The organism is Cellvibrio chitinivorans, from assembly GCF_035117775.1.
Taxonomy (GTDB): domain Bacteria; phylum Pseudomonadota; class Gammaproteobacteria; order Pseudomonadales; family Cellvibrionaceae; genus Cellvibrio; species Cellvibrio chitinivorans.
The window spans coordinates 198,771-224,878 of record NZ_JAYKKN010000005.1; the positions used below are offsets into that span (position 1 = coordinate 198,771).

The 26,108-nt window shown below is 51.2% G+C and carries 20 protein-coding genes; 5 read left to right on the forward strand and 15 right to left on the reverse strand.

Features of this window, described 5'->3' with window-relative positions; translation table 11 throughout:
• The first annotated feature begins 13 nt into the window (after window positions 1-13).
• Together SPL68_RS14700 and SPL68_RS14705 are read left to right on the forward strand one after the other, a co-directional pair.
• Window positions 14-3,049 (forward strand): TonB-dependent receptor, encoded by a 3,036-nt coding sequence (locus tag SPL68_RS14700; RefSeq protein ID WP_323815925.1) that lies wholly within the window; start codon window positions 14-16, stop codon window positions 3,047-3,049.
• A gap of 381 nt (window positions 3,050-3,430) precedes the next feature.
• On the forward strand, window positions 3,431-3,904 hold the full coding sequence (locus SPL68_RS14705) for a hypothetical protein (protein WP_323815926.1): 474 nt from the start codon (window positions 3,431-3,433) through the stop codon (window positions 3,902-3,904).
• Window positions 3,905-3,908: 4 nt separating this feature from the next.
• Here the strand turns inward: SPL68_RS14705 and SPL68_RS14710 are convergent, their stop codons facing one another.
• From SPL68_RS14710 to SPL68_RS14745, 8 genes are all read right to left on the reverse strand, one after another.
• Complete coding sequence (locus tag SPL68_RS14710) at window positions 3,909-4,613, reverse strand: hypothetical protein (protein WP_323815927.1); 705 nt, start codon at window positions 4,611-4,613, stop codon at window positions 3,909-3,911.
• Complete coding sequence (locus SPL68_RS14715; protein WP_323815928.1) at window positions 4,610-5,266, reverse strand: hypothetical protein; 657 nt, start codon at window positions 5,264-5,266, stop codon at window positions 4,610-4,612. Before SPL68_RS14715 ends, SPL68_RS14710 begins: the two co-directional genes overlap by 4 nt.
• Window positions 5,267-5,515: 249 nt before the next feature.
• Entirely contained in the window at window positions 5,516-7,993 is a 2,478-nt protein-coding gene (locus SPL68_RS14720) for a TonB-dependent siderophore receptor (RefSeq protein WP_323815929.1), read from the reverse strand.
• A gap of 102 nt (window positions 7,994-8,095) precedes the next feature.
• On the reverse strand, window positions 8,096-9,091 hold the full coding sequence (locus tag SPL68_RS14725; RefSeq protein ID WP_323815930.1) for a FecR domain-containing protein: 996 nt from the start codon (window positions 9,089-9,091) through the stop codon (window positions 8,096-8,098).
• Complete coding sequence (locus tag SPL68_RS14730; protein WP_323816055.1) at window positions 9,088-9,621, reverse strand: sigma-70 family RNA polymerase sigma factor; 534 nt, start codon at window positions 9,619-9,621, stop codon at window positions 9,088-9,090. The genes SPL68_RS14725 and SPL68_RS14730 overlap by 4 nt, the downstream gene beginning before the upstream one ends.
• A 144-nt stretch (window positions 9,622-9,765) precedes the next feature.
• The gene (locus SPL68_RS14735; RefSeq protein WP_323815931.1) at window positions 9,766-12,282 is read right to left on the reverse strand and encodes a TonB-dependent siderophore receptor; all 2,517 of its coding nucleotides are present in this window, start codon (window positions 12,280-12,282) and stop codon (window positions 9,766-9,768) included.
• Between the two features lie 152 nt (window positions 12,283-12,434).
• Window positions 12,435-13,418: a FecR domain-containing protein gene (locus SPL68_RS14740; RefSeq protein ID WP_323815932.1), complete on the reverse strand. Its 984-nt coding sequence runs from the start codon at window positions 13,416-13,418 to the stop codon at window positions 12,435-12,437.
• A complete protein-coding gene (locus SPL68_RS14745) occupies window positions 13,415-13,918 on the reverse strand; it encodes a sigma-70 family RNA polymerase sigma factor (RefSeq protein WP_323816056.1) in 504 nt (167 codons plus the stop codon). The genes SPL68_RS14740 and SPL68_RS14745 overlap by 4 nt, the downstream gene beginning before the upstream one ends.
• Window positions 13,919-14,136: 218 nt before the next feature.
• Between SPL68_RS14745 and SPL68_RS14750 the strand changes: the two genes are divergently transcribed.
• On the forward strand, window positions 14,137-14,505 hold the full coding sequence (locus tag SPL68_RS14750) for a hypothetical protein (protein WP_323815933.1): 369 nt from the start codon (window positions 14,137-14,139) through the stop codon (window positions 14,503-14,505).
• A 95-nt stretch (window positions 14,506-14,600) separates the two neighbouring features.
• On the forward strand, window positions 14,601-15,986 hold the full coding sequence (gene fumC, locus SPL68_RS14755) for a class II fumarate hydratase (protein WP_323815934.1): 1,386 nt from the start codon (window positions 14,601-14,603) through the stop codon (window positions 15,984-15,986).
• A 130-nt stretch (window positions 15,987-16,116) separates the two neighbouring features.
• Here fumC and SPL68_RS14760 read toward each other — a convergent pair whose 3' ends face one another.
• The 6 genes from SPL68_RS14760 to SPL68_RS14785 form a co-directional block, all read right to left on the reverse strand.
• Entirely contained in the window at window positions 16,117-18,600 is a 2,484-nt protein-coding gene (locus tag SPL68_RS14760; RefSeq protein ID WP_323815935.1) for a TonB-dependent receptor, read from the reverse strand.
• A 113-nt stretch (window positions 18,601-18,713) separates the two neighbouring features.
• Window positions 18,714-19,685 carry a FecR domain-containing protein gene (locus SPL68_RS14765; protein ID WP_323815936.1) on the reverse strand — a complete coding sequence of 324 codons (972 nt, stop codon included), beginning with the start codon at window positions 19,683-19,685 and terminating at the stop codon, window positions 18,714-18,716.
• 6 nt (window positions 19,686-19,691) lie between these two features.
• Window positions 19,692-20,228: a sigma-70 family RNA polymerase sigma factor gene (locus SPL68_RS14770; RefSeq protein WP_323815937.1), complete on the reverse strand. Its 537-nt coding sequence runs from the start codon at window positions 20,226-20,228 to the stop codon at window positions 19,692-19,694.
• Between the two features lie 48 nt (window positions 20,229-20,276).
• Window positions 20,277-20,591 (reverse strand): DUF3325 domain-containing protein, encoded by a 315-nt coding sequence (locus SPL68_RS14775; RefSeq protein ID WP_323815938.1) that lies wholly within the window; start codon window positions 20,589-20,591, stop codon window positions 20,277-20,279.
• On the reverse strand, window positions 20,584-22,323 hold the full coding sequence (locus tag SPL68_RS14780) for a PepSY-associated TM helix domain-containing protein (protein WP_323815939.1): 1,740 nt from the start codon (window positions 22,321-22,323) through the stop codon (window positions 20,584-20,586). Before SPL68_RS14780 ends, SPL68_RS14775 begins: the two co-directional genes overlap by 8 nt.
• A 28-nt stretch (window positions 22,324-22,351) precedes the next feature.
• Window positions 22,352-22,639 carry an iron uptake protein gene (locus SPL68_RS14785; RefSeq protein WP_323815940.1) on the reverse strand — a complete coding sequence of 96 codons (288 nt, stop codon included), beginning with the start codon at window positions 22,637-22,639 and terminating at the stop codon, window positions 22,352-22,354.
• Between the two features lie 202 nt (window positions 22,640-22,841).
• On the opposite strand from SPL68_RS14785, the gene moeA reads away from it, so the two are divergent.
• Entirely contained in the window at window positions 22,842-24,071 is a 1,230-nt protein-coding gene (gene moeA, locus SPL68_RS14790) for a molybdopterin molybdotransferase MoeA (protein WP_323815941.1), read from the forward strand.
• Window positions 24,072-24,114: 43 nt separating this feature from the next.
• On the opposite strand, the gene SPL68_RS14795 is transcribed toward moeA, so the two are convergent.
• Window positions 24,115-25,926, reverse strand: coding sequence for a catalase (locus SPL68_RS14795; RefSeq protein ID WP_323815942.1), 1,812 nt, complete (start codon window positions 25,924-25,926; stop codon window positions 24,115-24,117).
• Window positions 25,927-26,108 lie beyond the last annotated feature (182 nt).

A 26,108-nucleotide genomic window follows, 5' to 3' on the forward strand; every position in this document is an offset into this window, starting at 1 on the left:
GGAGAAAGTGGAATTGAATCGATTTGGAATTGCACTGACGGCATCACTCACTGCATTTGTTTATCAAGCAAATGCAGAAAGTAATGACCTTGCCCAAAACATTCAATTCAACATCTCCGACAATAGAGCAGACATTGCGCTCACCGAATTTGCGCAGCAATCCAATCTGACCATTATTGTTCCCTACGACAAAGTGGTCGGCATTAAAACGCACAAACTGGTGGGCACCTATTCAGTAATCGATGCAGCTACTACGCTTCTTGAAGGCTCGGGGCTTTATCTTGCAGTGAATAACAATGGCCAGCTCTTTATTCGTACTAATAACGATTTAGAGGGGAAAGCTTCCATGCTTAACAAAAATAAGTTCAACAAAAATACACTATCAACCGCTGTAGTACTCGCCATATCGTCGCTCGCCACGGCGCAAACACTCGCACAGGATTCACAAGCCGGCAGCGTAGAAGAAATAACCGTAACGGGTTATCGCGGTTCACTGTTAAAAAGTCTCGATGAAAAACGCAATTCGATTAATGCCAAAGAAACCATTATTGCCGAAGACATTGGCAAGTTTCCCGACTTAAACATCGCCGAAGCCATTCAACGTGTACCAGGTGTTGCCATTTCGCGCGAAGGCGGTGAAGGCCGCAACATCACGCTGCGCGGCTTCAGCCCGTCATTTACCCGCACCACCTTAAACGGCATGGAAGTACCAGCGGGCAGTGACGGTTTGGACTCAGGCGGCGTAACGATTAACGCCGGCCGTGCATTCGACTTTAACGTGTTTGCCTCTGAATTATTTAATCGCGTTGATATTCAAAAAACCACGACCGCATCTATGGAAGAGGGCGGCATCGCCGGTACTGTCGATTTATACTCTGCCAAGCCATTTGATTTTGATGGCTTCAAAATGGCAACCTCGCTGCAAAATGGCTACAACGATCTGAGCAAAGAAAACGATCCGCGCCTCGCGTTTATGATCAGCGATAAATTTTTGGATGACAAACTGGGCGCATTATTTTCGGTCGCCTACTCCGAGCGCACCGTGCGCCAGGAAGGTTTTGGTACTGTGCGCTGGACGACTCCGATTGCCACTAACGACCTCTACCCTGCCAGTGCCAATCCAACAATTAATGGCGATATAGCTGCGGACGATTGCCAACTTAACGGCTCCTCGGTTGCAGCGATTAACTGCTTATGGACTCCGCGTTTACCGCGCGCCGATTATTTTGGCAATGATCAAGAGCGTTTAGGGGTAACCACCTCGCTGCAATATCGCCCCACCGATACCGCAGAAATTACGCTCGATATTTTGCACTCGGAATTATCTAACACACGCGTTAACTACAACTCAATGGAATGGTTTTTAACGCACAACGAAATCACACCGGTAGACGTTACTGTCGCTGCTGATGGCAAGCGTATGATCGCCGCGACTTTTGACGATGTTGAATCCTGGATTGAAAGCCGCGATCAAACCTCTGACTCTACGTTTGATCAGTATGTATTGTCGGGTGAATTTGATCTGAGCGATGACCTGAAATTAAATGCAATGATCGGTAAGGCAGTGAACGAAGCCGACCGCGAAGAAGTGCGTTTTTATTATGTGTCTGACTCGCATCGCTACTCTTACGATTTCAGCAACAACGCCAATATTCCCGAAGTTTCCTGGGGCGATGATTACGACTATTACGACCCCGCAAATTATCAGGCAACTACCGCAAACAATCGCTCCAACTATGTCAAAAAAGATAACCTGACGTCCAAAGTCGATTTGACCTTCTCGCAAGATCGCTACTCGATTGAGGCCGGCCTTGCTTATAGCGACCGCAAAGTAGAATCGCGCGAAGGTGTAGGTGAATATCCTGCAGCATTTTCTGCGGTGGGCTATACAAAAATGTTGCCAGTATCTGATTTTGGTAAAGGGCTCGACGGCAACTTAACACCTTTCCTCGTTGCCGATTTTGATGCAATTTATCGCGATAATCGCATTTCCAAATCCTATACCGACGACTTGGCACAAGCCTGGATTGTGGGCGAAGAAACGCTCGCTGGTTACGTTGAATTGAATAACAATTTCGATGTGGGCAGCATGCTGCTGAAAACCAACTTTGGTGTGCGCGCGGTAACCACCGATGTCACCTCACAAGCATGGATTAATGGCGACTCGGTTGAAGTAAAACGCGATTACATTAACTTCCTGCCATCGATGAACTTTTCATTGGATGTCACCGATGATGTAGTCACACGTTTGTCTTACGGCAAATCCATGACTCGCCCTGACTTGGGTTCATTGAATATCGCAGGCCCAAGCTTTGGTTACTCCACGCGCACTGTGAGCAACCTCGGCAACCCAGGCTTGAACCCTTACGAATCAAACGACATCGACTTGAGTGCGGAGTGGTATTTCGCGGAAGAGTCATTGCTCGCAGTGAATTACTTCTACAAAAACGTCACCACTTCGCTGAAGACCGACATTGTTGAAAAACAAATCGATCCAGAATATTGGGATGCGATTTACAACGATCCTGAATACGATCCAGCTTACAACGCTGACCCAAGTCAAGTGACTTACACTCACTATATTCCGGTGAATGACAACGAAGGTTTTGATGTAAAAGGTTATGAACTGATTTATCAACAAACCATGAGCTTCTTGCCCGGTTTCCTCTCGAATTTGGGCGTAGTGACCAACTACACCCACGTGACCGCAGAAGACATGACCGGCCTGTCAGAAAATTCCTACAACATGACCGTGTTCTACGAAGTGGACGATTACGGTCTGCGCGTTTCAGCTAACAATCGCGATGATTATCTGCTGAGCAGCCCGGGCGGCAATGGCCATGTAGCGGAAATGAAATACGGGCCGACCCATATCGACTTTTCATCCTTCTACAACTTCAGCGACAACATGACCTTCACGTTTGAAGTAATCAATCTGACCGATGAAGAAGAGCGCATCTATGGCACCGGCGACGGCACTATGGATTTAACGCGCGAGTTCAACCACACCGGCAGACAATTCTTTGTTGGCGTGCGCTACTCAATGTAACCCATTTACATAAAGGACTGCGTAGTAGGTAATTGTTTCTAGTCTGAAACAACGTAAGTGCAATACTCGTCTATTCCCAAGTAACATCATGGCGGTTCACCATGCCGCGAGGAGGTCATTTGACCTCCTTTTTTTTGCGCGATGATTTAGCTCCCCACAACGACCATCTGCTACTATTACAAGCACTACAAGCGACAGCAGTACAGAGCCACAATAAAAATCAACAACAATAAAACTTTTTCCTTACCAAAATACACATGAATTCATATCGCAGTGTTCAGGTATTTTTCGGGTGATCACCACCAAATGCCTATCCATTTTTTAGTTTCAGCAAGACGCTGTCTGGTGTGTTTCTGCCAGATGTTGCTGCTGCTCGCTCCAATGTCTGCGTACGCATCCAAGGTGTATTTGGCACCGGGGCTGGAAATGACCTTGCCCAGCGCACTCGCATTGGATGTGATTGAACTGCAAGACCAGTATCAAGGCTCGATCTTGGTCGGTGAGGTAAATAACACAGCGGGATATTTTATTGCCGCAAGCAAAGCCAATGCCTGGGAAAAAAATGCGGTGCTCTGGAAACGGCTGGAAAACGGCATTCGCCTGCAAAGTGATAACGATGATTTTGCGCTGCTCAAACGCGGAAGTTTTTATACCCATGACAACAATCTGGTCTGGTTCCGCGCCTATGAATACAAAAGTGCGGAACAGACGCATCGTCAGGTCTACTTTCTGATCAAAAACCAATTTACGGTTTACTGGATCACACTAACCATGACCGATCCAGTCAGCATCGATTTAACCATCCCCATCACCACTACCCTGATCCAGCGCGCGCGGATTGTTCAACCCGACTAGCTCCTCACTCCAGCATTTCACTGATAGCTAATTGTTCCAACCGTTCAAAAATAATCTCTTCCCTACCTGCATCGTTATCGGCTGTAGATTGCACCAAATAGTTAATGTCAGACATCGCCAGTAGTTGGGTAAATTCTGTAGATAAATAGGCTTTCAACTCTGGAGCAGCCGCCTTTACTTCGGCTAGCAACTCTTCGCGGCCATCCACTAAATTCAATATATCTTCCATGTCGCGACTGACGAGTAAATCGCCGTTGCCACGACCTTTGAAGGCCTCGAATTTGGTGGCGAGAAAGTAGCTAGGTGTTACTAAACGGATAATGATTCCGTTATCCATTGGATAGGGCTGCGCAGTTGCTAGTGCATCGCCATACCATCGGTTTGAGTAGCCTAATACATTTTCATCATCAGGCATAAAGTCCACACACAAACTGCCCAAACGGAAACGGCAATTCACTTCATCCTCCATTGATATTTTGAAACCACGTGCAGTCACCTGTTCACTGAATCTATTCCACTCGGGGTAGCCCAATACATGAATAATTAAGTCTACGTCATCGGTGTAGCGTACTTTTTCCTTGGTGAACTCGTCGGTAATGTGCAGGCCAGTGGTACAGCCACCTACAAACGCAACCTGGCTTAATAAATCGCTGCCAAGATGTTGCGCTACCTGTTGAATCATAAAACGGTGGGCGTTGTAACGGCTCATAATTGCAATTCATCATCTAATAACTGAACAGCCAACTGGGTTTCGCGCGCATTTCCCAGTCGAATGGCGTCAACTAGCGCGAGCAATTTGTAAAGCTCAGGATCTTGCTTAACTGCTTTGGGGACTGATTTGAAAAGGGGCAGGATGGATTGACCTTTTTCTTTTCCGGTAGGGTCTGGCCACACATTGATAACATCGCCAGCTGTCATTAACTTCCCGGCCATAACTGGAGCAGCTAACGATGTAGGTATACCGCGCACGATTTTCCCTGGCTCGGCAGGAAACACATACTTTAACCCATGCACAATAAACTCTTTGAGAGCACGGTTATTTGCTCTTGGGAGTTTTACCTTGCGGTCTAACGATGCCAAACCTGCATTAACTGAACGCTTTAGCGATGCGCTGATTTCGCTTTTGCTAATACCAGTCATTGCCTCAAGATTTCTGACGCTGTAGCGATCCTTAGCATGAATAATTAATGTTGTATCAGGTGAGTCATCACTCTGCTCCCATCCCTGCCACGAACCACTGGACCAGTTCTCCTGTACTGAGGACAACAAAACGCCGCTCTCAAGACCAAGCTGCAACTCATGCTGCTCCAGCTTGTATAAGGACACCAATTTTAAAAGGAGTAGGATATCTTGACTCTTCATAGTTATCACTATAGCTATCGTCCTTTGTTTAAGGACAGAGGACGAAGATTCACCTTCCATCATCACCCCAGCAACAACATTTACACTTATTAACAAAGCATAATTTAAATCCTGTATAACCGCCCCTCCACATATGACATGACACTCTAGTGAGTCACGGGAGCGATACCGTATGGATTTAAAGGCGCAGCTACAGAAAGTACGAGAAGGGAGGAAAGCCGTCCTTGGCAGATTGTTAAGTTAGTACGGTTAGAATTGACCGCGCAGCGTCACAGTGGCATTGCGCGGGGTGCCGTACCAGTTACCATCGCTGGGTCGGCCCAGTGTGGCGTAGTAGCTTTTATCGAATAGATTGTTGATGTTCAGCGCCAGATTCCAGTTATCGCTAATTTCATAATTCACATGTGCATCCCAAACTGCATAACCGCCTTGCTTGATTTCGAACGGTGGTTGAGTCCAACCTGCGTCGGTCATCTCCCAATAGGTTCCGGTGTTTGCATGCTCACTTTTTGCGGTCACACCACCACCTATAGTCCATTGCGATAAATCGCCCGGCAGAGTGTAGTCAGACCAAAGTTTGAAAATATGCTTGGGCGTCAGCTCGCTATAGACCACATCGCTCTGCTCGTTTTCATTGCGGTTGTAGGTGTAACCGGCGAAGACTTCCCAACCCGGCGCCAGCTCACCCGACACTTCCAGATCCACACCTTCGCTAACAATTTCGCCCAACGGCAACCAGAAATTACTGCCCTCACCGTAGCGCATATCCTGAATTGCCTCACCATCGCGCTCGATGCTGTAAAGAGCAACCGATAGATTCAAAGCACCGTCCAACACGCTGCCCTTGGCGCCCAACTCATAGTTGCGGCCTGTGATGGGGTCTAGTTTTGTCGGATCTTCAGCCGGGCCAGCAAAATAGTTTTGCGGCTTGTAGACCTCAGTAAAGCTAGCGTAGGTAGTCCAGTCGGGGGTCAGGTCGTAGGTGAAAGCGGCATAAGGGGTGAAGATGCCATCTTCGCGCCAGCCATTTTTTTCGCTTTCAATGAGATTACCGGTTCCGTCAAACAACTCATAGGAGCTGTAATCGCGGTAATTGGCATAACGCCCACCGAGGATGAGATGGGTATTGTCAGACACTTGCAAATTCAACCGGGCATAACCGCCCTTTTGCTCGGCTCCCCACGCTGGCCAACCGTGGTTATAGGTGCCTACCGTAGGAGCAGGCAACTCCAACCTGGGAAAGTCATCAATGCCAACTTCACCATCAGGAAAATCCACCTCGAAGTTGTTGCGCATCTGCTTACCATGACTACTGCGTGAATCAATGCCTGCAACCAGTTTGTGCACATAACCCCACGCCTGAAAACGGCCAGTGACACTCAAGTCCACTGCATCGGAATGATTGCCATCATCTTCAGAGAAAGCGCCGGGTTCCCCAAACAACCCTGTCGCTTTATCAACTGGACCACGAAGACTTAGCTGTATGTAGTCAAAGTCATAACGTTGCTTCATACCGCTGAGCTTGGCAGACCAGTCATCATTAAATTCATGCTCGACGGTGAGGAAGGTCTCTTTAACTGTGGTATCGCGCGTGGCCCAGTCCACGTTCAAGGCTACATCGCGCGGCAAGCCTAATTGACTGCTGTCATCAAAGGTTGGCAGGCCGTTCATCCAGGTAACGCCTTCTACATTTTGATGACTGGCTCCGCCGCTGATAGTGGTGGAGTCGGTCAGGTCAAACTCCAGAATGCCGTAGATAACCTGTTTTTCTTCATCTGCAGGGCTATAGAAAAACTCGCGGTCTTGCCACACACCGACCACACGGCCGCTCAGCTTGCCATCCAGCGCGATGGCACCGCCTATATCGCCTTCAATGCGCGCGTTATCCCAGCTGCCATAAGCCAGCGAAACAAAGGAGCGCAATTCTTCCGTTGGGCGCTTGCGCGCGAGGTTGATGGTGCCGCCCGGCTCGCCTGCGGCCGAAAACAGGCCGTCGGCACCGCGCAGAATTTCAACGCGATCATAGATAGCCAAATCAAAATCCGGCCGATAGGTTGATGTGTATGAGGTGCCCAGACTATCAACTTGATAATTGTCGATCACAAAACCGCGCGAGCGGAATTCGGAGTTACCCATGCCATCGGTAGTGGCGACTATGCCCGGCGCCTTGGCTAACGCATCGCTCATCATGGTCAGGTTCTGGTCTTCAATCAGCTTGCGCGTTACAACCGTTACCGACTGTGGAATCTCTTTGAGTGACTCAGCGCCACGAACAATGCTGGCGGTTTCAGTTGCATAGCTATAGCTAGTGTCGTTTTCAGCCGCAGCGGTCACCTTCACTGCTTGCAATTTGCCCGGTTCAGCTCTGGGAATTGACTGCAGTCGGTAACCTGTACTTGACTCAACCGCCTGCAATCCTACTCCTTGTAAAGCTTGGCTAAACGCCTGCTCAGGCGTGAGCTCGCCTTTAATCGCGGGGGCATTCAAACCTTTGACCAGTTGCGGGTCGATTACGATCACCTTGCCGGCTTGGCGGGCGATGCGAGTGAGGGCTGCATCCAGCGCACCGGCGGCTAGGTCATAGTTGTAGGCTACGGAAGCAGCAGGGGCAGCCGCGAAACCGGGCATTGCCATACCGCCCATCGCCAAGGCTATAGCGAAAGATAGGGGCTTTAGAAGTCGCTGGGAGGCAGCGGTTGAGCTAGAAGTTGTGCTGAGCGCGCGCATGAACAGGAGGTCTCCGGGTGTGTGTTAAATGAGGTTTCCGGTTCTATGTGCAATGAGAAAGAAAAAGTGACAGGGGCAAAACGAAATATTTTTGATGACGGATTAAGAGGCAGACTCGCGCTTGTCGATACTCACCCAGTAACCTGTGTTGTACTTCACCTCGATAGGCAGGACTTGCACCAGCGCAGCGAGCGTCTGGTCACTTTTATCTAGCGAAAAGCTGCCGGTCACACGCAATTGCGCCGCTGCGGGCGATACGCGCAACACGCCGGGGCGATAATCGCGTAAGGCGATGATGAGTTCGGCGAGTGGCCGGTCGTGCAGTTCGATAAAACCATCCACCCAAGCGCCGATACTGCTCGCCGCAATGGTTTCTAGCGTTATCCCTGATGCGCTAAAGCGCGCACTGGCGCCCTCATCCAACGCTTGTTGCTCATCTTTATGGGTTAACAGCAACGCCGATTTCATCGCCGACACCAAGCTGCTGCCTTTATCCTGCCGTACCAGTAAGCGGCTATCGTCAGCAAGAGCGCCTGCGCAAACACTGCCTTCAGCGGTAATGATTTCAAAGGGGCGATAACTGTCGGGCGCAACGGTTGCGATGAGTTCACCCGAGCGCAAACACAGCTGCCGTACATCGGGTTTAAAAACCCAATCCACCACTGTGCGTGCATTAAGTATCAACTCACTGCCGTCGGGCAGAGTGATGTTTTTGCGCTCGCCAGTGCCGGTCGCGGCATCGGCCAACAAGCCTGTCGCCGGTTGGTAACGGTTCATCACCAACCCACTTGCAACTGCAAACATCCCTAGCCCCAAGGCACTGCTTAACAGGCGGCGGCGCCCTTCTAATTGCAATGGGGATTGCGAACTGGCCTGCAATAAACGCGCGTTGGTTGCGCGGGCATCCACAGGCAGGCGATTAAATAAATTGAGCGATGACTCAAGGCGCGCGGCGGCAGCCTCATGGCGAGCATCCTGATTGCGCCACTGCTGATAGGCAGTGAAATCGGCCGGGCTGGCATCGCCCGAACCCAACTGCACCATCCATTCAATGGCTTGCGCAGCTATGGGGTCACAGGGCAATAACAGTTTGCTCATACGCCCTCCCCTGTACTTTCACCTGCGCTTTCACCTGCAAGACTGGCGGCATAGCAGCGGGTCAACGCCTGCGCCATATACTGGCGCACACGGCTTGCGGAAACGCCCAGCTCGGCCGCTATCTCGGCGTAGGTATAGCCTTCCAACTGACTCAGCAAAAAGGCGCGACGCGCTTTGACAGAAAGGCCATCGAGCAAAGCATCTATTGCAAACAGGGTTTCCAACCAGATTGCCCGCTCTTCTTCCGAGGGTGAAAGCGCCGCCGGCAGCACCGCCAGTTCTGCCAGCCACGCCCGCTCCAAATCGCGCCTGCGCCAGCTTTCAAACACCAACCGGCGCGCAATAGTCAGCAAATAAGCGCGCGGCTGCTCGGGGTTACAGGGGCGAAGAAGCAATTTAAGGAAAGTATCCTGAGCCAACTCCGCCGCCTGCTGGCCGCAACCGAGTTTTTTATGCAACCACACCCGCAACCACGAGTGATGGTCGCGGTAGAGCGTTTCGGTTAGAGAGTGAGAGTTCGAGATAGACATGGACACATGGCAATCTGTTTAAAGATGCGCCATGCTGTCACAAATGGGAATTATTCGCAACAAGCACATGTTACAAATAACTTCAGAAAACCTCCCCCCCACACTTACACAGGGGGGGAAGTTAATCGACGATAAACCCGGAAATTAGAAACGCGCGCGCAAGGATAGTTTTACGTTGCGCGGCTCACCCCAGTAAATACCGTTGTAGAAGCCCACATTGGAGTAATACTTTTTATCGAACAAGTTATCGACATTCAGATTGGCGCTGATCGAATCGGTAAATTGATAGTTGAAATACAGGCTCGCCAGTGTGTAAGCATCCTGCTCGATTACGCCATCACCCACCGAATTAGCCGGTGCGCCACCCCAAGTGTTGGTTATTTCACTTTGCCAATTAAGTGATCCACCCACACTCAGGTTTTCCGCGCCCTGCCACCAGCTTCCCGGCAAGGTATAACCGGTAGCTAATTTCATTTGGTGTTGCGGCACGTTGGTCAATTCGCTGGCGATGGCTGAGCTAATACTGTTCACATAGGTATAGCCGTAGGAAATATTCCAGGTGTCGGTCACCAAGCCAATCGCCTCTATCTCAAAACCTTCCACCTTCAAGCCTTGACCGCTCGCGACATAAGCGGTGAGCACCTCAAAATCGTCCGGTGATGCGCCATTGGCGATAGCGTCTTGCACCATCAGGTTATATTCAAGGTCGGCGACAGCGAGGTCGTCTTTTTCTGACCAGAAAGCGGCGAGCGTAGTGAGCAACCTGCCATCATTCCAATCGCTTTTCACTCCCAACTCATAGTTGATGCCGGTTTCCGGGGCGAGGTAGTTGTTATTGCGATCCTTGCGACTGGATGGGGTAAACATATCCGCGTAGCTGGCATAGGCAGTAAATCGCTGATTGATGTCAAACGTAAGACCGACATAAGGCGTGAGCGCATCCTGCTCGCGCGGATCTCCATTCAACGTTTTGGGCGTGGTTGCAGTCCAGTTTTTGGCTTCATATTCATAGTCCGACAAGCGCACACCAACGATCAGGTTTAGCGGATCGCTTAGGCTGAAACGCGCTGTGGTGTAGAACCCGTAGATATCGGTTGTATTGACGCTGCCGCTGCCATTTTTCACATGAGTAGGCTTGGGGATATCACCTTTCCATACTCGGTAATCCGGAATCTGCGCCGAGTATTGCACATCGGTCGTAACGTTTTGGTTGGTGTTTTCCGAGGTAAAACCGCTGTAACCAGCGATTAATTCATGGGTACGACCAAACAGTTGGAATGGGCCGGTCGCATATAGGTCGAGGTTCAATTTCTCGTTTTCACTGTAGGGCCAGATGCCCGTCCACAGCGATAAGCCAGTTCCAGTCGCCGGGTTGGGGAAGCCACTACCACCATAGGCGACCATCCAATCCGATTCGGACTCGGTGGTAGTCACTACGCCTTTAAGTAACCACTCGTTGTCAAACTCATGCTGCAATTCAGCAAACAAGGTTTTGTCGTTTTCCCTGATGCGGCTCCAATCTGCGGTCAAGCTGAAATTGCGCGGCATATTGGCAAGGCTGCCATCGCTGTTCCAGTAAGGCACAGCGCCCCAAGTAGAGCCAGTCGGACTGTTTTCTTGATATTGGTAACCCAGGGTTGCCGTGGTGCTGGAACCCAAATCAGCCTCAACAATAATCATGCCGACGGTGCTATCAAGATGGTAAAAATCCATATAGGACTCTTCATCGGTATCAGCCAACATGGCGCGCGCGCGGATGCTTCCGCTGCTATTGAGCGCCGAAGATACATCGGCCTCAAGGCGACGATGATCCCAGCGGCCAACACTCACCCCCAGATTCGCCTGGAATTCCGCCGTCGGGCGCTTGCGCACCATGTTGATCGTTGCCGATGGGTTGCCGGTCGCGCCCATCAGGCCAGTCGCGCCCTTAATGACTTCAATCCGATCAAAGAAAAAGTTGTCGAGGCGCGGGCTGTTATCGCCCATAGGCAAACCATCAATCTGGCGGCTGGTAATCGCAAAACCACGTGCGTAATAAGCCGAGCGCTCACTATCCAAACGCGTGGTGTAGACACCGGGTGTGGCGTTAAGGATATCCTCGATATTTTCCAATCCGCGTTTATCCATTTGTTCACGAGTGATAACGCTAACCGACTGCGGAGTTTCTTTGATGTCCAGGGTTAACTTGGATGCCGAACGCGACTCTTTCGCGGCGTATGAGCCGGTATTCTCAGTCACACCTGAGTAATCAACAGCCGCCGAAACCTGCACCGCCTGCAATTTCCCCATCTCTGCCTGTGGGATTTTCTGCAAGGTAAACGTCCCATTTGCCTGCTGAACTGCTTGCCAGCCGCTGCCGCTGAGCAATTGCGCAAAACCAGTGCTAACCGAGTAATTGCCTTGCAAACCTTGCGATTGCAGACCGCGCGTAACATCGGCATTGGTAGAGAGGGAAACGCCTGCTTGGGCGGCGAATTGGGTGAGAGCTGCGGCGAGTGAACCAGCCGGGATATCAAATGATTGCTGTTGTTCTTGTTGCTGCCCTTGCGCAAAAGCAGTTGCCGGAAGCAATGTGGCGATGGCACTTGTGCCAATAATTCCGGCGAGTGCCATCTGGAGGGCGGCGCAGCGGAGAGTGAAGACGGGTGTGTGGTTAGTCATGTGTGTTTCCCAAAAGCGGTTAGTGTAATTAGCGAAACAGTCAGGGCGGAAAATTGCCCGGTTTCATCGTTTAGCCGAATAGCACTGCCAAAATGGAAACCCCTTGGAGAAAAAAATCTTACCGCCCTCACCCTAACCCTCAGGAGAGGGGACTATTGGCGCGCCATCACGCGCGTCCAAATACCTGCAAAACGCTTGATTATTACGGGATGGGATAGCGCAATACCCTCCAGTACATGATCGATATCGCCCAAGCGGTAAGCACCGGTAACGCGCAGTTCGGCGACCGCTGGGTCGCAATCGATGCGGCCGCGCTGGTAGCGCGAAAGTTCGTTAAGGAAATCATCGAGGCGCTGATCAACCGCCACCAGCATGCCGCGAGTCCATGCCAACTGACTGGTATCGGCGCCGTTTGTAGGAGTGATTTGGGTGGCAGTAAAAGTAGCGGAATTGCCCGCATCAACCCGCAAGCGGTGATGACCGGCCTGCGGGCGGATATCTACCGCGTGCTCATAGACAGACACTCGCGTGGAATCGCCATAAATCCGCACCCCGAAGCGAGTGCCCAGGGCGTGGATACGGCCTTGGGGAGTATCCACAAAAAAGGGGCACGCGGCGGAATCCGGTGCGGTTTGCACCAGTATTTCACCCTTGTGCAAACGCAACAGGCGCTGGTGCGAATCGTATTTCACATCCAACGCGGTAGCCGTATTCAGGTCGACACGGCCACCATCAGCCAATTGGATTTGTCGGTGCTCGCCCGCTGCGGTGCGGTAATCTGCAAACCATACACCTTGGCGCAGTTGGTCATATGCGCCCCACCCCATTCCGGTGGAGCCCGCTATTACCAGCAACCCGCGCAACACTGTGCGCCGATGCAATTGTTGCTCACGGCTTGCATTCAGGGCATTGAGCGATGGTGCCTGCGGCAAACCGCCCAATTGCCGATCCATACGCTCGACCAAACCCCACGCGCGTCGGTGTTGCTCACTCGCGGCCAGCCACTGTGCATGAGCCACCTCAGCCTGCTCGGTCGCCTCGCGGTTTATCGCCGCATCAAACCTGAGGCGCACATGCCAATCGGCCGCAGCTTCCAGCACCGCGCGGGATAACACAGGGAAATGGCTACTACTCATCGCCCGGCCACCAATAACAAACATTCAGTAAACGCGCGCACCAAGTGCTTACGCACTGTCGGCAGGGAGATATTCAAGCGCTGGCCGATTTCCACCTGCGTCAGCCCTTCCAGCTGCGCCAGCAGGAACACCGAGCGGGTGCGGGAACCAAGCTGGTCAAGCAGGCGATCCAGCTCCACCAGCGTCTCAATAATGATGGCCTGCGCTTCTAGCTCAATCGATTCCGGTTCAAGCTGCACCGCAAGCGCTTCCAAATATGCCGACTCAACCGCCTGACGGCGGAACATATCCACCATCAACCCACGTGCGATAGTTGCCAAGTAACCGCGCGCCTCGCTGATGCTTTGCGTACGGCCACACATCACCCGCACAAAAGTATCCTGCGCCAAGTCGGCCGCGCGCTGGCTACAGCCCAATTTACGGCGCAGCCAATCCTTCAGCCAGGGCTGATGGTCGCGGTAGAGAGACTCGGTTAGTGAATGAGAATTGGTGATGGACATAGACACATGGCGATCTGTTTAAAGATGCGCCATGCTGGCACAAATGAGATTTATTCGCAAAAAAGAATAAAAGGCATTTCCCATAAATTCTCAACCATTGTATTTATCCTTTCCTATGAATGATAATGAATAGCATTAACATGTGAGAACAAATTCTCTAAGCTATCACATTCAATTGCCCTGATGTTATACCGCCGCAATCAGGATCGAGGTTTTAGATGCAAGCGCACACAGCAGGAACTGAAAATCTGTCGCAACTCCGGAGCAAAATCCGCCGGGGCGAGGAGCCTAACAATCCATTGTTGATCTCTCGCTGGTTGGCGCAGGAGAACAGTGCGCATCAAGCCGCTTGCTCGCGTGAATATCTGCGTCAGTGCTATGAAAGCCAATTCACGCTGCTGCTGGAGACGCTGGTTGATGAGCTGATCCCCGCCCACTGGCGCTGCCTATGCCTCGACAATATCCATCGCCCGCTGCAATCGCTAAAGCAAATTTCCGATACCGCCCAAAGCAACAGCCAAATCCAGCGCCTCGCACGCGAGCTGGCGGTGCAAAGCCACTATGTGCGCCACAGCCTAAAGTTCTGATCCGCGCTAGGCTTTAATTAATCCATTTTTCACGGGCGCTGAAACGACACGGGCGCCTTTACCTCAACCACAAATGATTGAAATAAGGTTCTGCCATGAAAACCAGAAGTGAACGCGATACCTTTGGCCCGATTGATGTTCCCGCCGAGCGCCTGTGGGGCGCGCAAACGCAGCGCTCGCTGCAAAACTTTGATATTTCCGGCGAGCGCCAGCCGTTGGAAATTATCCGTGCACTAGCGCAGGTTAAGCGCGCATCCGCCAAAGTGAATTGCGCCTTGGGTTTACAGGATGCAAAAAAAACCGAAGCGATTATCGCTGCGGCCGATGAAGTTATCGCAGGCAAACACCCGAATGAATTTCCATTGGTGGTTTGGCAAACCGGTTCCGGTACCCAGACTAATATGAATTTGAATGAGGTCATCGCCAACCGCGCGAGCGAAATCCTCGGTGACCCACGCGGCGATACGCGTTTGGTGCACCCGAATGACGATGTAAATCGCAGCCAATCCAGTAACGATGTTTTCCCCACCGCAATGCACGTTGCCGCGGTAGAAGCGCTGACTAATAACCTGTTGCCAGCGATTGCAAAATTGCGTGCGACGCTGGAAAACAAAGCGCGCGAGCTTGATGAGATTGTCAAAATCGGCCGCACCCATTTGCAAGATGCAACACCGCTCACACTCGGGCAGGAAATTTCCGGGTGGGTTGCGCAATTGCAACACGGCGAAAAACACGTGCGCACTGCACTGCCGCATTTGTGTGAACTTGCATTAGGCGGCACTGCCGTAGGTACAGGTTTAAATGCCCCCAAAGGATATGCCGAGCAAGTTGCCGCAGAACTCGCACAATTAACCAACCTGCCCTTCGTAACTGCACCCAATAAATTTGAAGCGCTGGCATCTTGCGATGCTTTGGTTCACGCCCACGGTTCGCTAAAAACTCTCGCGGCCAGCTTGATGAAAATTGCCAACGATGTGCGCTGGTTAGCAAGCGGCCCCCGCAGTGGTATTGGTGAAATCAGTATTCCGGAAAATGAACCGGGTTCATCCATCATGCCCGGCAAAGTAAATCCCACCCAAAGCGAAGCCTTAACCATGCTGGCGGCACAAGTGATGGGGAATGATGTGGCGATTAATATCGGCGGCGCATCGGGCAATTTCGAATTAAATGTTTTCCGGCCGATGATCGCGCATAACTTTTTACAAAGCGTGCGCTTGCTGGCCGATGGCATGCAAAGCTTTAACGATCACTGCGCAGTGGGCATTGAACCGAATCGCGCGCGCATCGATGAATTGGTTGAGCGCTCGCTGATGTTGGTAACCTCGCTGAATACACACATCGGTTACGACAAAGCCGCGCAGATCGCGAAAAAAGCGCACAAGGAAAATACCAGCCTGCGTGAAGCGGCACTGTCACTCGGCTATGTCACTGCCGAGCAATTTGATGAGTGGGTAGTACCAGCGAAGATGGTTGGAAAGTAGTACCAGCGAAGATGACTGGAAAATAGCGCCGTCAAAAATACTCGGCCGATAATTTGTTGTTAATCCTCAGACTCAAAACGCTACACAAGATAAAACGCGCGCTTAGAGTCTGAGGATTTTCGCTTAACCTTTACCAGTTATGAGTGAAACCCAGTTTTAGTACTGTGCCACTCGCAGGTAAATGACTGGTGTTGCTACTGCTGCGCAACAGCTGACTATATTGTGGGTAGTAATAGGTATTAAAAAGATTTTCTACACCTACATCCACTTTCGACACTTCGCTTATTTTCCACTGTGATATTAAATCCACAACAGCATAGCCTTCGGTATCTCTACGCCCAAAACTCGCCACACCATTTAAGCGATAGTCTTTGCCTTTAAACGCGGTGAGCTGCAAGCGGTGATTCCATTTTTCAGACGGACGATACTCACCATACGCAGTGAACTTTAAGGGCGGTATGCGATTGCCGGGCATATCTTGATACTGCGCGGAATTTTGCGGGCGCTCCTCGCCTTTCATCCAGGTCATGGTGGCGCCGGTGGCCCAACTATCGTCACTTGAAAAATAATCGACACTGCCTTCAAGCCCATAAATTCGCTCTTTGGTACGCGCAAGTCGCAGCCCATTATTAAAACTTTGCACTCCCCCCAAATCTGATCTGGATTCAAATACACTTAAGTTTGCCAAGGTGCTGCTCCAGCGACCTCGCCACCCCAGTTCAGTTGTATCGGTTTTTACCGCTTGTAAATCTGAATTGTCGATATTAAATGCAGGCGTGGCATTGCGAACTTGCAAACCGATATCGGGCAATTGAAAGCCTTGATTAAAAGATGCATAAAGCTCGTGCGCTTTTGTCAGCGTATAAACACCACCTGCGTTGAAAGTCCAATCATCGTAATCTATAGCGCCGCCCACAACTGTGGCAGGACTGCTCAAGCGCGATTGAGACAATGGAATAAAGTCATCGAAACTCGCCTCTGCAACATCAAAGCGAGCACCGGCTTCAAGCGATAATTTTTCAGAAAACCGATGCTCCAATTGTGCAAACACACCGGAAGTTTCCGTTGTTACTTCCGGCATATAAATAATTTTTCCTATTTTTTTAAACACCAAACCGCCACTGGCGTCATAAAGCTGGGGATCAAAAATATCCAGCGGCATATCGGTAACTTCATTGTGAATATCGCCACCCCAGACCAACTGGGTAGATTTACTTTCACCTATGGGCGACTTGATCGTCAGCCGTCCACCATAGACTTCGGAGTTTTGCATCGACTGATCAACATTCGCACCGCGCACTGACACATTGCGCGCATCAAATGGAGCAAAGCGCGTAAAAAAATCACGATAATAAATTTGCGCAGCAAGGGAGCCACCTAAAATATTGCGATGCTCATAATCCAATCCAAGCATGGTGTTTTCCACCGTGTTTTGCTCTTCCAGTTCAAGCCCCTTAAGCGCGCGGGCAGGGACACTATTAGGAGGGAGCGCTGCTACACTTGGGTCGGTTGCGAACTCGGTATCTTGACTGAGATCGTAATAACTCGCGGACAATTGCACTCGCTGGTTTGCATCAATTTTAAAACCCAGTTTTGCCGCAGCAGTGTAAATAGTTGAATCAAACATATCGCCTTGGCTAGGCTCAGGCGCAATACGATTGCCTTTTGCATCATACGAACCGCCCACATGGCGAGCGCCCAAATTAAGCGTGTAATCAACTCGTTCTTTGGCGCCCGCTGTGTAATGCTGAAGCTCACCGCCTAATCCTGATACCGTCAATTCTGATAAGGGCACAATGCCAGTGACTGTTGTTTGCGCCACGCTTTCGCCGGCGGGTTGTCTGGTGCGAATGGAGATAATGCCGCCCGTGGCGCCGCTGCCATAAATCGAACTACTGCCGCGCACTACTTCAATTTGCTCTACGTTGGCTAAATTAATATTGGCAAGATTTCTGGATGAACCACGATTAGTGTTGAGTGGAACACCATCGACAAGAATTAATGCTTCTCGCCCACGCAAAGTTTGTCCATATTCAGTGATGGTTTGCGTGGAGCCTGCCATCCCGGCAATTGCCTTACCTAACAAATCCGCTAAATCATTAGAGCCCTGACGCAATTTATCCAGCTCTTCTTTTTCTATAAGTGTTATCGAGCGCGATGGTTCAACAATTTCACTTTCTGTACGCGCAGTCACCACAACCTTTTGCAATGATTCAGTCGCAACAGGAACAGGCTTTTCGCGAATGGTATAACTGTTTGCATCCAGTTTAACGATTTGCAAACTCGTGTTTTCCAATAACCGGGAAAACCCTTCATCGACAGAAAAAGAACCGGAAATTCCGGCACTGGTAAGCCCCGCTAAACGAGTACTATCTAGCATTAAATTTACACCTGCCTGACCTGCAAACGCTAACAAAGCCGATTCCAGAGATCCCCCTGTAATACGATAGGTTTTTATTGCCTGTGCAGCCTCTGGCGTTTGAGCGAATGCAGCCGGTACTGCCACAGTCGCAAGCCCCAGACTGGCACAAGCGATCAGCACCGACTGAACCGCAGCATTGCGGATATGAATTGGCAGAGGAAAAAAGCGGGAAGAATTAGCGTATTCAATCATCTGTTAGATCCATGTCAAAAGTCATTGAGTGTTAGCTTCAAAAGACATGACAGACGAAATCAAAAAACAGGACACTGAAAATACAATTTATAAAAATTATTTTTTAACTGCGATTAACGAGGATTAAGCGTAACCCAGTAACGCGAGCGGTAATTCACCGTTACCGGCAATAGGTTGGTAAGCAAGCGCAAAATACTGTCAGTGTCAGACAAGTGAAAAGTACCCGTCACCGTTAACTTGGCCACCTCAGGATTGCAGCGCAGCACGCCGACACGGTATCGGGAGAGTTCATGAATAAACTCGCCAAGTGGCATAGACTGCACATAAAGCACACCTTTGCGCCAGGCATCTATTCCCGTGTGAATCGGCCGCGATGGTTCAATTTTGTGAGCGTCAAAAAATAACTGCTGCCCCGCCGCCACAACGACTTTAGCCTGAGTATTGCGAGTAATAACTTCCACCGCGCCCTCAAGCACCGACAGCCGAGTTCCGCGCTCACTGTGCTGCACAATAAATTCAGTGCCCAGTGCGCGCATACGGCCACTGTTTGTTTCAACCAGAAATGGACGCTGAACAGCATAGATATCTGGCGCGGTTTTGATAAAAATCTCACCCGCAGAATGCGTTAGCAAGCGCCGAGTACTATCGAAAATCACATTCAACTCAGACGCCGTGTTCAGCGTAACCTGACTGTTATCGGCCAATATAATCTCGCGTCGCTCACCCACGGCTGTACGATAAAAATTTGGCTGACTGGTTCGATAAAATTCCATACCACACCAGGTTGCAGATGGCACCGCCATTAACGCAGCGATAGTGCGGATAAGCCGGCGCCGCGTCGCTTGCTCACGCGCTCGACCAAGCACCGGCATTCCCAATTGCGGATTTATATTGCCAAACTGACGCCCCAATAATTCAGCGCGCCGCCAAACACGTTGGTGTTCAACATCTTGTTGCAACCACATGTTTAGCGCGGATTTTTCTGAATCAGAAAACGAACCACTGTGCATTCGCGCAAGCCACTCAGCGGCTTCATTGATCACCCGCTCGCTAACCTTGCTGTCATGTGAATTATTTATATGCATTGCAGGTTACGACTCTGCACTTAACGCAAGACTTAAACATTGGCGAAAGCCTTGCGCCATATAACGGGTGATGGTGCGCACACTGACATTCAATCGAATTGCAATTTCTTCGTAAGTCAAACCTTCCAATTGGGACATCAGAAAGGCACTGCGAACCTGAACCGGCAGAGCGCCCAGCAGAGCATCTAACTCATACAAGGTTTCCAGCACGATAGATTGATCTTCAAGGGAGGGAACTAACGGCTCGGGCAAACACGCAAGGGCCTCGTTAAAGGCTCGCTCAAGAGATTGGCGATCATAATGATTAATCAATAAACGCTTGGCGATGGTTCTTAAATAGGCTCTCGGCTCGCGCACTTCCAGCGACAGATCGACGCGGGACTTCATCCACACGCGCAGAAAAGTATCCTGCGCCAGATCTGCCGCGGTTTCGGAGCAGCCTAAACGTCCACGCAGCCATGCGCTCAGCCACGAATGATGGTCGCGGTAGAGAGTTTCAGTGAAGTGGGGATTAGGTGGAGGCATAGCAGCATGACGATCCATTTAACAATGCGCCATGCCGTTACACATGAGACTTGCTCGCAGTAACAACTAGCGCAATGGCCAAAAGATTCGCAGCAATTGCGGGCGCCATGACAGCATCATGCCGACCGATGGCGCTGCCGCCGCAAGCAACATCAGCCATACCAGCACCGCCATTGAGGGGCGGTCGGCCAGAAAGCAGAGGATCGCGGTCATCAGCAGCCCCGCCCAGCCCATCGCACGCAGCACTTGCGCGGGATGATTGGCGGTGTTGCGCCCTTGCTGCACTTTTTTCCAGTGCACATCCATCGCCAAAGCGAGCCAGGCAAAACTGGCCAAGCCCATAACAACGGCAAGAATTAACAGAATCCAGGAATCAACCATTTTTAGTCTCCACTGCCAATTCAGCACTCGCCAACTGTTCGCGAGCCAAAACTTGCTCACGCGCGGCGCGGCGCGGATTAACTTCTACCGGCGCATCTGCATGTTGCTTTAACTTGCGCGCAGACCAAATGGCAATAACTGCCGTCGCGAGCAAGCTCAGATCAACACCTGCGACCGCCCAATAGGTATCGGTAAAAATGGTTTTGATCAGGTTGTCGCCCGTAGTTACCCAGTTGAGGATAACCGCAGCCACCGCGAGCAGTGCGATCACCCAGCACTGTTCGCGCCACGCCGGATTGCTCATCGCCTTGGCGACAGGTGCACTGCGCCAGCCAGCGTGGATTAACGCCGCCAACCACGACCACCAGAAAATATTCATCTCCCACTGACCTTTGCCGACCAAATCGGCGGGCAGCAGGCGGTTGCCGACCAACATCGCAATACTCGCGATCACCATGCCGGTCACAGTGGTAACGGCCAGAGCATCTACCAAACGCGCGCCTTGGCTGTTGAGTTTGGCATGCTGTTGCTTGCGTTTTTCGACGAAGAAAATAAAACCGGTGGCGATACAAATGCAGCCGAGCAAACCGCCAATCACGTACAACCAGCGCAGCATCCAGTGTTCAAAATGCTGCAAGTGCAGACCAGTGAGGAATTCGTTGATTTCAAATACCGCTGCTTGCGGCGGTTCTTCGCGCAACACTTCACCGGTGCTGGCTTTAAAGTGAATAGGTTCGCCGACCAAGGCAACGCGGTCGCTACCGGCGCGATAAATACTCACATAGCCGTTTTCATCATTGAGGTGATCAGCGAACACATAGCCCACCTCGCCCGCCATATCGCGTGCGGCCCAGCGGCGTTTGGCTTCGGCGATCATGGCATCCACAGAGGCGATAGGCGCATAAACACCAGCAGCTTCATGAGGCAAACCGGTGCGTTCAGATTCCAGAATCTCATGCTGATCGTGCAGCGGTTTAAGCATTGAATGACTTACCGGAAAATAAATTCCCGCAAAAATGATCAGCCCGGTCAGCGCAAAAAAGAAGTGAAATGGCAGCGCCACTACGCCGCTCATATTGTGCAGATCGAGCGTGCTGCGCTGGATGCGTTTTTCGCGGCGGAAGGTGAAGAACTCTTTGAAAATCCGGCGATGCATAATCACGCCCGTCACCAATGCAGCCAGCATCATCAAGGCCGCCAATCCGACAATCCAGTAACCGAGATTGCTCCAGTGGAAATTCAGGCTGTAGTGCATTGGATAAAACCAGCGGCTGCCGATTTTTAACGCATCGTCAGGAATCGCTTCGCCAGTGCGCGGGTCGATAGTAGCCCAGCCGTGCACGTGCATATGATCATCTGATTTATCTTTGGGTTTATTGGGGATGCTGAACTCGCCGCCAATCTGCAACACCGGATCACGATGAGTGGTATAGGCGTAGAAGGATGCCATAGGCATGGTTTTAGGGTCAGGCAAATCGCCAATTACACGCTCGGCGGTCCGGGCCATATCAACCGGATGAGGCTCGAGTTTTTTATACACATCCATCAGCAGATTATCGAAGGATGGCATGGGTTGCGGCTCAAAGCGGGTTTTCGGGATCGACCAGCGGTCGATCTCGCGGTCAAATACCGAGAGCGCCCCAAAGAAGAAACAGGCCATCAACACATAGCCCAACACCAAACCAAACCAGGTGTGCACCCAGGTCATGGAAACACGGAAACTGTTATGCATTTTCTACCTCCTACCCTAACCCTTTACCCTATCCAACCAAGGAGCGCTGTAACAGCAGCGCCACGCCGGTCATAACGGCCGCGCCACCCACTAAAACTACCCAAACTTTCAGCATGTTTTTCGCTGCAAAAGACCACAGAAACAAGCACAGAAAGAGCAGAAATGCCAGCAGCATCACGCCATGTTCAGCTGCGTGAAAACTCACACCCATAGCCGCCAATCCGGCAATGCCTATGGCACAGAAGCCCCAGGTAAAGGCGTAACCGCCGAGAATACCAGCAGCTATTCGATTAATAATGGGAAGAGATTGATTCATCGAGTTATTCCAGAAATCGGTCGATAGATGATCAGATAATGCATTTGTCACTGTGAACGATGCATTTTGCAGGTGGCACATGTTTACACAAATGAGACACATTAACAATTAAGAATATTAATGATGAACTCCAGTCTTACCGATAAAACGCTAAATCGAGGCATACTAACGGTCTGCTTATCAAAGAATTACCAGAGAAGTTATGTTCATGGATCACTGCGCCCAACCTCAATTGCTTCCGCTTGATGACGCCCTTGCCCGCCTGCTTGGCCAGCTCACCCCCTTGGCCGAACAGGAGACTATCGATCTCGCCAGCGCGCTGGATCGCGTTTTGGCGCAGAACATCAACGCGCCCATCAATGTGCCTGCGGGCGATAACTCGGCGATGGATGGCTACGCCCTGCGCGCGCAGGATTCATCTTCTCGCTTGCAATTGATTGGCGAATCACTCGCGGGCCATCCATTTTCCGGCGCAATCCAATCAGGTCAGTGCGTGCGGATCATGACTGGCGCGCTGATTCCCGCTGGCGCTGACACTGTGGTGATGCAGGAAAAAGTACAGGGCGATGGCGACGGCATTTTGCTGGCTGAGCCATCGCCAGAAGGCAATAACATTCGCCGCGCGGGTGAAGACATCGCCCTCGGCAGCCAAGTGTTGGCAGCGGGTCATCGCATTAACGCGCTGGATATCGGCCTGCTCGCCTCCCTCGGTTTGGCGCAATTGCCAGTGGTGCGCAACATTCGTGTCGCTCTACTCACCACCGGCGATGAACTCTTGCCGCCCGGCGCGACGCCAGAGATTGGGAAAATCTACGACAGCAACCGCCCTTTATTGCGCGCGCTCTTGCAGCGTTTGCCAGTTGAGCTGATCGACTTGGGCTTGATTGCCGACAACCCCGAGGCGCTGCGCAAAGCCTTTGCTCGCGCTATGACTTTGGCGGATGTGGTCATCTCTACCGGCGGCGTTTCGGTGGGCGATGCGGATTACACCAAAACCATTCTGGCAGAGCTGGGTGAAATTGATTTTTGGCGAATTGCGATGAAACCGGGCAAACCTTTTGCCTTTGGCCGATTAGGCAGCGGCTGGTTTTTTGGTTTGCCGGGCAATCCGGTATCCACGGCGGTGACTTATCACCAGCTGGTGGTGCCTGCGCTGCGTTTGTTGTCAGGCGAGGTGCCGCAATCGACCGACGCTCAAACCGCTATCGCCAGTCAGGCACTCAAAAAACAACCGGGGCGTACGGATTTTCAGCGCGGCATTTATCGCCATGCCAATGGGGTGAATACAGTGGTGAGTGCAGGCTTACAAAGCTCGGGGGTATTGAGCGCAATGTCCAAGGCGAATTGTTACATTCGCCTTGAAGCAGAGCGCGGCGCCGTTGCGGCGGGTGAAACTGTCACCATCATTCCATTTGATGGGTTTATCCGTTAACTCTTTAAGCAACAATTTTTTAGGCAACAATCTAAGCAACAATCTAGGCAACAATCGCATTCATATCCGGGCGCTCATTGAAACGATGCTGCGCCACGGCGGTCATAACGGCATTCACAAAATCCTCTGTCGGTGTTGCAGGACCAGAGGTGATTACTCCCGGCCCTTTAAATACATCCGACAACACCGCTGAGCGCGCAGCGCGGGTAATCAACATACCGCCTTCGTTACTCGCCGCTATCGCTTTACCGTGTTTGTAGGCCTCCTTAACAAACAGGATCGCATTGGCATCCTTACACAAGGCTTCCAAACTGCGCGCGCCGCCAGGAATATAAACCGCATCGAACATCACCGAGCCAACAGTCGCGAGGCTGTGATCCACCTGCATTGCCTGCCCTTCGCTGCAAGTCACAACACCAAGGCGCGATGAAATCAGTTTTACGCTCGCGCCTTCGGCCGTTAATTGCGCTTGCAAAACTTCCAAACGCTCGCGCTCAAAACCATTGGCAACCAGCACCGCAACACAGCGGCCGGTGAGGGTATTTTTGCGTTGATGCAATAGACTGAGCGCAGGCTCGACTGAATCCGTATCCAGCCTAAGATCCTGTACAGATTCCACTTCAGCTGCGGCCACAACAACGGATGACAGGGTAATGCCCAATCCTTTAGCAACTCGCAACGCCAGCACTTCATCGATATGAACCAAATGCGACACCATGCGCTCGCGTATTTCCGGCGCAGTGACTTTGGCCAGCTCAATGCAAAATGCCTCGACCAGATGATCTTGCTCCCACTCGGATTGACTGCGCCAGAAGAGCGCCGCCTGTGCGTAGTGTTCGCCTTGGGAATCAGACTCGAATAATGAATGCAGAGGCTCATCATCCAGCTCGATACCCGGCACCAGATTTTGTGGATGAAAGTTCATGCGCGGCAAATCGGAAAAATGACGCTCAGGATTTTTATTGAGCGTGAGTTTGCCGATAATTTCTACCGGAACTTGAGACTCAGGAATTAATTTGGTCACATCCTGCAGCTCTGCGGCGAATTTGTCGCAGTCTTCGTCTTGCAACACTTGCACCCCCAACTCCCACTCAGGGTATTGCCCTTGCTCAATCAATTCCCATAACTGGCGGCGATGAAAATCTGCATCCTTGGCCGATAGTTTCACCGCTTCATCCCACACCTGCGAATAGGCGCCCTGCACTGGTCGCCAGTGAAATTTCACCCAGCTTGTCCGGCCTTGTGCATTTACAAAACGGAAGCTGTGAACACCAAAACCGGGCATGGTGGCAAAACTGCGCGGCAGTGCATGGTCGGACATGGCCCACAAGGTCGCATGCAGGGATTCAGGCGCAAGGGAGACAAAGTTCCAGAAGGCATCGCGCGCGGAAGCGACTGACTGGCGTACTGAACTCATGGCTGCTGAATAAAACACATCGGCAAGATGCGTATTTTGCTGGCCGTAGAGCACTGGAATATTGCTGCCGACCAAATCGAAGTGACCTTCCTCAGTGAAAAAGCGCACCGCAAAACCGCGTGGATCGCGCAGGCAATCCTGTTCGCTGCGCACACTGCCCAGCGTGGCAAAACGCACCACCACCGGAGTGACGGAATTGATGTTCTGTAAAAAATCCGCCTTGGTGATATCGCTTTGGGATTGGTAGAGCGTGAAAATACCGTGCGCCAGGCTACGGGTATTAACGCGCGACTCAGGCATGCTTGCACAACCTGAGTAAAGTTTATTGGCATATAGCAATTGATAATTGATATCCCGCCCATCAACCGACGCTGGCGGCTGCGATAGCGGATTTAAGATTGCATTGATTGCCTGAATATCGCCCTTGAAATTTGCCATTTTAACTATCCTCGTAAAAATCATTCGCCGCCTGAAAAGGCCATCTAAAAAATCATTTGGTACCGCAAAAAAATTAATTTCACAGCACAAAAAATTGCACCTGATTCACCACTACGAGTTAATTAGTATTATGGTTTGCTCGATTCTGCACATTGATGCGACACAACATCAATTGCAGCAGT

Bases quoted from the DNA above. Each gene is read 5' to 3' on its own strand.
- SPL68_RS14735 (WP_323815931.1), bottom strand. From the start codon at position 12,282: ATGACTAACCACACACCCGTCTTCACTCTCCGCTGCGCCGCCCTCCAG.
- fumC (WP_323815934.1), top strand. From the start codon at position 14,601: ATGAAAACCAGAAGTGAACGCGATACCTTTGGCCCGATTGATGTTCCC.
- SPL68_RS14775 (WP_323815938.1), bottom strand. From the start codon at position 20,591: ATGGTTGATTCCTGGATTCTGTTAATTCTTGCCGTTGTTATGGGCTTG.
- SPL68_RS14745 (WP_323816056.1), bottom strand. From the start codon at position 13,918: ATGTCCATCACCAATTCTCATTCACTAACCGAGTCTCTCTACCGCGAC.
- SPL68_RS14705 (WP_323815926.1), top strand. From the start codon at position 3,431: ATGTCTGCGTACGCATCCAAGGTGTATTTGGCACCGGGGCTGGAAATG.
- moeA (WP_323815941.1), top strand. From the start codon at position 22,842: ATGTTCATGGATCACTGCGCCCAACCTCAATTGCTTCCGCTTGATGAC.
- SPL68_RS14760 (WP_323815935.1), bottom strand. From the start codon at position 18,600: ATGATTGAATACGCTAATTCTTCCCGCTTTTTTCCTCTGCCAATTCAT.
- SPL68_RS14780 (WP_323815939.1), bottom strand. From the start codon at position 22,323: ATGCATAACAGTTTCCGTGTTTCCATGACCTGGGTGCACACCTGGTTT.
- SPL68_RS14730 (WP_323816055.1), bottom strand. From the start codon at position 9,621: ATGTCTATCTCGAACTCTCACTCTCTAACCGAAACGCTCTACCGCGAC.
- SPL68_RS14740 (WP_323815932.1), bottom strand. From the start codon at position 13,418: ATGAGTAGTAGCCATTTCCCTGTGTTATCCCGCGCGGTGCTGGAAGCT.
- SPL68_RS14785 (WP_323815940.1), bottom strand. From the start codon at position 22,639: ATGAATCAATCTCTTCCCATTATTAATCGAATAGCTGCTGGTATTCTC.
- SPL68_RS14710 (WP_323815927.1), bottom strand. From the start codon at position 4,613: ATGAGCCGTTACAACGCCCACCGTTTTATGATTCAACAGGTAGCGCAA.
- SPL68_RS14765 (WP_323815936.1), bottom strand. From the start codon at position 19,685: ATGCATATAAATAATTCACATGACAGCAAGGTTAGCGAGCGGGTGATC.
- SPL68_RS14725 (WP_323815930.1), bottom strand. From the start codon at position 9,091: ATGAGCAAACTGTTATTGCCCTGTGACCCCATAGCTGCGCAAGCCATT.
- SPL68_RS14770 (WP_323815937.1), bottom strand. From the start codon at position 20,228: ATGGATCGTCATGCTGCTATGCCTCCACCTAATCCCCACTTCACTGAA.
- SPL68_RS14750 (WP_323815933.1), top strand. From the start codon at position 14,137: ATGCAAGCGCACACAGCAGGAACTGAAAATCTGTCGCAACTCCGGAGC.
- SPL68_RS14715 (WP_323815928.1), bottom strand. From the start codon at position 5,266: ATGAAGAGTCAAGATATCCTACTCCTTTTAAAATTGGTGTCCTTATAC.
- SPL68_RS14795 (WP_323815942.1), bottom strand. From the start codon at position 25,926: ATGGCAAATTTCAAGGGCGATATTCAGGCAATCAATGCAATCTTAAAT.
- SPL68_RS14720 (WP_323815929.1), bottom strand. From the start codon at position 7,993: ATGCGCGCGCTCAGCACAACTTCTAGCTCAACCGCTGCCTCCCAGCGA.